Source organism: Janthinobacterium sp. BJB304 (genome assembly GCF_002735765.1).
In the GTDB taxonomy this organism is placed as follows: Bacteria; Pseudomonadota; Gammaproteobacteria; order Burkholderiales; family Burkholderiaceae_D; genus Janthinobacterium.
On record NZ_PDZN01000045.1, the window covers coordinates 1 to 7,988 of the forward strand.

Sequence of the window (7,988 nt, forward strand, 5' to 3'; positions counted from 1 at the left end):
AGTTATGCCTGATGACCATAGCAAGTTGGTCCCACCCCTTCCCATCCCGAACAGGACCGTGAAACAACTTTGCGCCGATGATAGTGCTGCAACCAGTGTGAAAGTAGGTTATCGTCAGGCTTGTTATACGTAGTAAGAGAAAAACCCCGCCGGACTCCGGTGGGGTTTTTTTTCGTCTGCTGGTTTGTCTTGCCATCAGATGGGCGTAAAAAAAGCAGCGCTGCGCGCTGCCTTTGTGCGTTCTGCCATCAGCAGCTATTCGCTGCCGCCGATAACGTTAATGCCTGCCTGGGCAGCCCATTGCATCATATCGTTACGCTTGATGGCCGAGGCCATGAGATCTGGAAACAGATCGGGAGTGCAGGCGAAGCAGGGCGCGCCCATGGCTGCGAGCCGGGCCGCGTTGTGATGGTCATACGAGGGTGCGCCATTGTCATCCAGGGCCAGCAAGACGATGACTTGTACGCCGCTGGCCAGCAAACTGGCTGCCCGCGCCAGCATTTCCTTGTTATTGCCTCCTTCATACAGATCGCTGATCAGCACAAAAATCGTCTCTTGCGGACGCGTCACCACACCCTGGCAATACGCGAGCGCACGATTGATATCCGTGCCGCCGCCCAATTGCGTGCCGAACAGCATGTCAACGGGATCGGCCAGCAATGGCGTCAGGTCGACCACTGCCGTATCAAACACCACCACCGATGTGGAGACAGCTTTGATGCTGGCCAATACTGCGGCAAATACGCTGGCATATACTACGGATGGCGCCATCGAGCCGCTCTGATCGATACACAGCACGATGTCGCGCAGCGACTGTCCTTTGCGCCCGAAGCCGATGCGGGTAGCCGGTACGATCGTCCGATAGTCCGGCTGGTAATGTTTAAGATTGGCACGTATCGTGCGCAGCCAGTCGATTTCATTGTGGCGCGGCCGCATATTGCGTACGGCACGGCTCAGGCTACCTGCCACGGCCTGGCGCAGCGGCGCAGCCAGCTTGCGTTCCAGTTCTTGCACGACCCGGCTGACCACTTGGCGCGCCGTAGCTTTGGTCTTGTTTGGCATGATGCCGTTCAGGCTGAGCAGGGTGGCGACCAGATGCACGTCCGCTTCCACCGCTTGCAGCAGTTCCGGCTCCAGCAGCATTTGCTGCAAGCCCAGGCGTTCGAGTGCATCTTTCTGCATGACTTGCACGACGGAGGAGGGAAAATACTGACGGATGTCGCCAAGCCAGCGCGCCACATTCGGCGCCGACGCCGACAAGTTCCCGCCGCGTCCACCCGCCGCTCCCTGGCCGTAGACGGATTCCAGCGTGCGGTCCATGGCCAGGTCAGCCTGGCTCAAGGCGATCTCGTCCTGTTGATCGGTTTTGCCCAATACCATACGCCAGCGGCGCGCGGCTTCACCGGTCTTGATTGCATCGTTCATGCATGCTCCTGCGCCGGCGTGGAAACCAGCAATAATCGTAAGGTGGGCAAGATGCGCCGCGCCCGTGTTTCGTCCAGTGGCATGCTTGCCGATAGCGGAACCTGCGTGCCGCCGCCCTGGCTGGCGCGTTCCGATAACTGGCGCTTCTCGGGTGCGGCAAAGCTGCCGAAAGTGCGGCGTAGCAAGGGCAGCAGTTCGATGAAGGTATCGGCCGCCAGGCCGGCCAGCCAGGCATCGATCAGGCGCCACAATTCGTCATTGTGTATCAATAAAGTGCCGCTGCCATGCAAAAAGCCTTCCAGCCAATGGGCGCTGCTCAAGGGTGGCAGCGCATGGGAGCAGCGCAAGGCCAGCTCGCTTGCCGTCCTCTCCATCCTCCAGTGGCCCTGCTCGTTGAGGGCGCGCGTGCAGCGCCCGGCCAGCAGTGCGTGCGTGGCGTCGTACAAGGCCGCCTGTTCCAGCGCCGCGAACCAGCTTGCCTGGTAATCGGCCCGTTGCGCAAGGCGGATGGCCTGGTCGGCGCCGACCAGCGTCTGCATGAGCGCCGCCGCCGCCTCGTCTGCCAGGGCGCGCACGCCGGCAGGCAGGGCAATGCAGGTGCGCATGACCAGGCCGTCGAGTATGCTGGACAGGGCGCTGGTATCTGTGCCGCGCACGCTGCCGTAACGCATGACGTTGACCAGTGGCGGCAGGGCCGCCAGCATATAGCCGAGGTCCGGCGTCGTCGCGCTCACTTCCTGCATGCGCCGCATGACGCCATCGATGGCGCCTTGCAAATCGGCCAGCAGGATCTCTTCCACCAGCGCCGTCAGTTGCGGCAAGGTCTCGGCGCTGGCCGCGCGGCTGAGTGCGCATGCGGTGGCGGCATCGGCCACTGTACTGCCCCACAGGCTTGCTTCGATCAGCTTGACGGCAAATTCCGGTTCCCACGCAAGTTGCCACTGTTCGTGGAAGGTGCCGCTTTTCCCATGTACGCGCAGGCGGCGTCCCCAGCTGATGTCCAGCAGGGCTAGGCGGTGCAGCAAGACGCTCTTTTCCAGGTGCGCCGTTTCACGCAGATCCAGGGCGAGTTCGCTCGCATCGGCACGCACCGGCAGGCGCAAGCGTTTCTGCAGCGCTTGCACATCCTGCACCAGGGGCAAGGTTGGTACGCTGGCCGGCACCTGGCCCAGGCGTTCGTTGATCAGCAGCGCCGAGGCGATCAGGCGCAGCGGCAGTTCGCTGTCGTAGCAATAGACGGAGCGTACGGCGTCCTGCAATTCGCTCAGGCCGGCACGCGAACGCTCGCGCATGGCGGCCAGCGTATCGGCGAGGCGCAAGGCTTCGATGGTGTGGGCCGGCGACGCATCGAGATCATGCTTGCGCAACAGCGTGGCGACATCGGTCAACCAGTACAGTCCCGCCTGCTCAGGCCGTTGCCACAGATGGTGATACCAGCCTGGCGCTTCGACCCCGGCGCCATAGCCGCTGCGAAACGTCAGTCGGCCATAGCTCCACGGCGTCCAGGTGGCTGCCAGTTTGATTTTTGGCAAACCCTTGAGCAGTTCCGCATCACTCTTGGCGCTGGGCATCTGCTTGAGCGCGGGAACGTGATAAGCGCCGCAAACGACGGCAATGCGCTGGTGTCCCTGCTTTTCCGCCTGGCGTATCATGCTGCGCATATAGGCTTCGCGACGGCTTTCCAGCGTATTTGGCGGCAGTGCGATTTCGCTGCGCACCACGTCCATCATTTCGGCAATGGCCGCAAACAAGTCCAGGCTGTCGCCGCGCTGCTCGACCAGGTGGTCCCACCAGGTTTCGGTGTCGCCAAAGCCGGCGGCACTGGCCAGCCAGCTCAGCGGGTCCGCATGCATGTCCTCGTCGCTTGCGGGCGTGTCGGCTTCGGCGTCTTTCCCGCCCGCAATCTCAGCCAGGCGATGCGCTTGCGGCAGGTCGCAAAAGCGCACGGGGGTGCCATGCGCCTGGGCAAAGCGCATGGCTTGCCATTCCGGCGAGAATTCCGCAAACGGATACATGACGGCGCGCCGCGGCTCGGCCGGTGCATACACGAGCAGCGCCACGGGCGGGCACAGGTCCGCGTCGCCTGCGTAGCGTATCAGCTCGTCCGCTTCGGGCGGTCCCTCGATCAGGATGCAGTCCGGCTGCAAGGCTTCCAGCGCCCGGACCAGGCTGCGTGCGCAGCCGGGACCATGGTGGCGGATGCCGAAAAGGTGAATGCTCATCGTTGCCTGTCGGGATTCAATTCATGACGTCGCGGCAAGCGCGATACAGGTCTTTCCAGCCATCGCGCTCCTTGACCACTGTTTCCAGGTATTCCAGCATGACGATGCGGTCTTGCACCGGGTCTTTGACGATGGCGCCCACCATGCCGGCCGCCAGGTCGGCGCCGCGCAGCACGCCATCGCCAAAGTGGGCCGCCAGCGACATACCGTGCGTGATCACGGAAATGGCTTCCGCCGTGCTCATGCTGGCACTGGAACCTTTCAGCTTGGTCTTGCCATCGGCCGTCACGCCTTCGCGCAATTCGCGGAAGACGGTCACGATGCGGCGTATTTCTTCCAGTGCCGGCGCTTCACCGGGCAATTCCAGGGCGCGCCCCAGGCTGGCAACGCGGGTTTCCACGATACGCACTTCTTCATCGGCCGTGCGGGGTGACGGCAGCACGACGGTGTTGAAGCGCCGTTTCAGTGCGCTCGACAATTCATTCACGCCGCGGTCGCGGTCATTCGCGGTGGCGATCACATTGAAGCCTTTTTGCGCCAGCACTTCTTCATCAAGCTCGGCGATCGGCAGCATTTTCTCCGACAGGATGGTAATCAGGCTGTCTTGCACTTCGCCGGGGATGCGCGTGAGTTCTTCGATACGGGCAATTTTTCCTTCGCGCATGGCGCGCATGAGGGGGCTGGGCACGACTGCATCGAGCGATGGCCCCTTCGCCAGCAGGTGCGCGTAATTCCAGCCATAACGCAGTGCCTCTTCGCTGGTGCCGGCCGTACCCTGCACGATCATGGTCGAGTCGCCGCTGATGGCGGCGGCCAGGTGTTCCGAGACCCAGGACTTGGCCGTGCCCGGCACGCCCAGCAGCAGCAGGGCGCGATCCGTGGCCAGGGTAGCGACGGCGATTTCGATCACGCGCGCATTGCCGATGTACTTGGGCGTGATTTCGACGCCGTTGTCGAGCTTGCCGCCCAGCAAATACTTGGAGACTGCCCATGGCGACATCTTCCAGCGTGGCGGGCGCTGCCGGGTGTCGGCAGCGATCAAGGCTTCCAGTTCCGTGGCGAACTGGTTTTCAGCATGCTGGCGAAGAATGTTGGTAATGCTGGACATCAAATTTGCTCCTGAAAAGAGAGTGATAAGGCATGCCTGAAACGGATCACGCTGAACATGTCGTCGACGGGTGCCTGCCAGCTGGCCCATGTCGGCGATCCGGTCGGCCAGCCTGCTTCGCAGGCAGCCATGGCGGCCGGATCGAGTACTTGCGCAAATGCTTCGAGCGTCGGCTTGAAGTGCCAGGCAGGTACCGAAAATGTGGACAGGCCGGCGCGCAGGCGCTGCATCACAGCCAGCGACAGGGTGGCTGGCCAGGGCGCAGGCGAGGCGCGCGCGGCGTCGGCCAGCACGCCCAGCAGTGGCAATTGCTGGTCGCCCCACGTGGGGCCGCAGGCGTCGACCAGCTGAGCAAGCCGGGAATGCACGTCGGCGGCCGGTAATGCGCCATAGGCGGAGAAAAAATCGCGCGCATAGTGTACGCGCACGCCATCCGTCGCCAGCCAGAGCAAGGTCAGCGCCTGCAGCCAGTCGCCCAGTGCCGCGGCTGCGGCCGGCGTGGTCGTTCCGGCGTGCATGTGTCGCAGCAGGGCGTTGCTCCATCCCAGCACCAGGGCGCCGTGGAACTCATTGCTGAGCGCCAACTTCAGGCACTGTGCGGGAGACTTGTCAAACAGTTCACTCCAGTGCAGCGGCGACAGCGATGCCATCATATCGGCCAGCCAGCCTGCTTTCTCGCCCAGTTGCGGCCAGCCTTGCGCGCCGATGCCATCGCGCAGCATGGATTTGTCGCTGGCGGCGGGCAGCGCGACGTCTAGGCTGTCAGGAAACAGTTTGCGCCGTTGCAGATGGAGCAATGGCGCCAGCCGTTCCTGCATGCGCTGCTGCAGCGCGCAGCCGGGCAAGGTGCGCAACAGCTGCTGCGCCTGCAGCCTGACTTCCTTGCGGCGGTCGTCCAGCGCCGCCTCCAGAAAAGCTTCATCGGCCAGGCTCAGCGATACGCTCAAACAGGGCAGGAGCATCGCGCGGTCTTCGGGCGATTCCTGGCTCCAGCTTGCCTGCAGGCACTGTAAGGCTGCGGCGGGATCGCGTGCCCGCAACTGGCGCAAGGCCAGCATGCGTTGTGCGAGCGTGCCCGCTTCCCACTGCGCCGCGATGTCGTCATCACCATTGCCAGGCGTGCCGCTCGCCCACGTCCATTGCGCATGTTGCCGGGCCAGCCAGTGGCCGCGCGCACCCAGCACGGTCACGATGGCAGGCCGCAGCGCCTGCTGGCTGCTGCCCGCTTCCAGCATCCTGGGCAGCAGGCGGGCCGGAATGCGGCAGTGGTGCAAAGCGGCAAGGCGCAGCCATTCGCCACGCAATGGCGGATGGCTGTCCCGCAGCAGATGCGCCAACATGGCTTCCGCACGGGGCGGGCAAGCCTGCAACGCATCTTCTTGCGTATCGGTGCTGGAGATCGCTGTGGCTGGCACGGCAGCGGGCGGGAGGTAGCCAGCGCGCGTCCACAGTTCGAGTGCGCCGATGGCACGCCAGAGCCTGCCTTCGCCGGCATCGTCCGCAAGCAGGGGGCGCAAGTCTTCCGGCAATTCTGCTTCGAAGGCAATCTTGGCCCGGGAACTGCCCATCTGCAGGGCGGCGTCGAGTTTGCTCATGCGCAAAAATCGCTTTCAAAGTTATACAGGCGGCCGTCGGCCCATACGCTCCAGGGCGCGAAGGCGCGGCCATCCCATTCGCCCGCCAAGGTGACGGGGTGGCCGCCGCTGACTGCCAGCAAGTGCCAGGCATGGCGGAACGATGCGTTCACGGGCAGGGGCCGTCCATCGGGACAGCGCAGCAGCAAGCCGGCGTCTTCCATGCTTGCCGTCATGCCGGACAAGGCCAGCGGATAGCGCTCGAGGAATGGCTGCGCCGCCAGCGCGTCGGCATAGGACTCCATTGCGGCCAAGAAGGATGGCTGCTCGGTCGGGAACGTCGATAGCGGCAGCGTCGTACCTGGCTCGCGGATCAGCGCGCGCAGCGGACAGGCGCCGGGGTAAAAGCAGAGTTCGCCTTCAAATTGCGTGCCGACGCTGATCGCCTGTTCGAAGCCTTGTGGACCGGCAGCAAAATGCAGCAGCAGTGCCCAGCGGCCACTGCGCGCGCCGCGCAGCCATGTGGCGCGCGTGCGTATGCGGTCTTCCTCGCTGTGCTGTTGTGAAAGTACTTGCCAGCAATCGGTGACGCCGGCCAGGGCCAGCACATCGTCGCTGCTGGTGGTCCAGCCGATGTGGGTCCGCACCTCGTGTTGCAGGTTGGGCGAGAGCGTTTCCAGCCTGGCGTAGGCATCGCCAAGCATATATATAGCGGCCAGTTCCCGCCCCAGTTGCTGGCTCCAGTCTTGCACGCCGCTTTGAAAGCACAGTTTGCCGGCGCGCCGGATGCGGCCGGCCAGGCCGGCGGCCTGGGCGTCGACCAGACGGGCGGCCATGGCTTCCCAGTATGCGGGGCCGCGGTCGCGCACGGTGGCCAGGCCCTCGCGTTCCAGGTCATGCAACCAGGTGTGCAGTGCGGCCAGGCCGCTGGCCACCTTGTTTTCGCGTTTTTCCGCGCGCTTCAGGTTGGTGGCGGCGCTTGCGGCGGATTGCTCTTCCGTTTGCGCGGCCGGCTGCTCCGATGCGCCAGAGCGTTTTTTCTCGGCACGCTGCTGGCGGTCGCGCAGCCAATCGCTGACCCATGGGGGCGCTTCCGCTGCTGCGAACAAGGCCTTGTCTTGCGTCAGGAGCAGATACAAGGCAAGTCCATGCTTGCATGGAAACTTACGGCTGGGGCAGGAGCATTTGAAGGCAGGTTCGCCCAGGTCGATCTGGGTGCGGTAGGGATCCTTGCCGCTACCCTTGCATTCGCCCCAGGTGGCCGTCTCCGAGCGGCCCAGCTTATCCCATTTGGCGGGAGAGGCCAGTTGGCTACCTGCCTTGGCGGAACTGGCATCGGGTGCCAGGGAGAGAATTTGATCGGTATTCAGGAGCACAAAGCGAACCTACAGGTAAATTGTCAAATGGTCAGGGTGATGTATTTAACCATGAATGAGACGTCGTACGTTTGAAAGCTGACTTTTATATTAATTATTGCCGGGGAATTGAAAAATGATTGCATGTATTGCGGAGAAAGCCTTGCTTCCACCGGAGCGCTTTGCTATAGTTCGCCTCCCCAATGAGACGCAGTCAAATGCGGCAGTTGAGGATCACCGGAAACGGCGATGAGTAGTAAAAGAAGGAGTTGACGGATGTAGTGAAATGCTTCATACTCTTCCT

General features: G+C 63.2%; 5 protein-coding genes and 1 rRNA gene. 1 reads left to right on the forward strand and 5 read right to left on the reverse strand.

Translation table 11 applies throughout. From position 1 onward, the window contains the following. Positions 1 to 7: 7 nt before the first annotated feature. A 5S ribosomal RNA gene (gene rrf / locus CSQ95_RS28775) occupies positions 8 to 120 on the forward strand. Positions 121 to 255: 135 nt separating this feature from the next. Here rrf and CSQ95_RS28780 read toward each other — a convergent pair. From CSQ95_RS28780 to CSQ95_RS28800, 5 genes are read right to left on the reverse strand one after another with little or no spacing between them, the layout of a single operon-like run. Then, positions 256 to 1,425, reverse strand: coding sequence for a VWA domain-containing protein (locus CSQ95_RS28780; RefSeq protein WP_099411984.1), 1,170 nt, complete (start codon positions 1,423 to 1,425; stop codon positions 256 to 258). Continuing rightward, positions 1,422 to 3,647: a DUF5682 family protein gene (locus CSQ95_RS28785; protein ID WP_099411985.1), complete on the reverse strand. Its 2,226-nt coding sequence runs from the start codon at positions 3,645 to 3,647 to the stop codon at positions 1,422 to 1,424. Before CSQ95_RS28785 ends, CSQ95_RS28780 begins: the two co-directional genes overlap by 4 nt. Before the next feature lie 16 nt (positions 3,648 to 3,663). Then, a complete protein-coding gene (locus tag CSQ95_RS28790) occupies positions 3,664 to 4,746 on the reverse strand; it encodes an AAA family ATPase (RefSeq protein ID WP_218963666.1) in 1,083 nt (360 codons plus the stop codon). A gap of 8 nt (positions 4,747 to 4,754) precedes the next feature. Further along, positions 4,755 to 6,350 carry a DUF5691 domain-containing protein gene (locus CSQ95_RS28795; protein WP_099411987.1) on the reverse strand — a complete coding sequence of 532 codons (1,596 nt, stop codon included), beginning with the start codon at positions 6,348 to 6,350 and terminating at the stop codon, positions 4,755 to 4,757. Continuing rightward, a complete protein-coding gene (locus CSQ95_RS28800) occupies positions 6,347 to 7,705 on the reverse strand; it encodes an SWIM zinc finger family protein (protein WP_099411988.1) in 1,359 nt (452 codons plus the stop codon). The genes CSQ95_RS28795 and CSQ95_RS28800 overlap by 4 nt, the downstream gene beginning before the upstream one ends. Positions 7,706 to 7,988 lie beyond the last annotated feature (283 nt).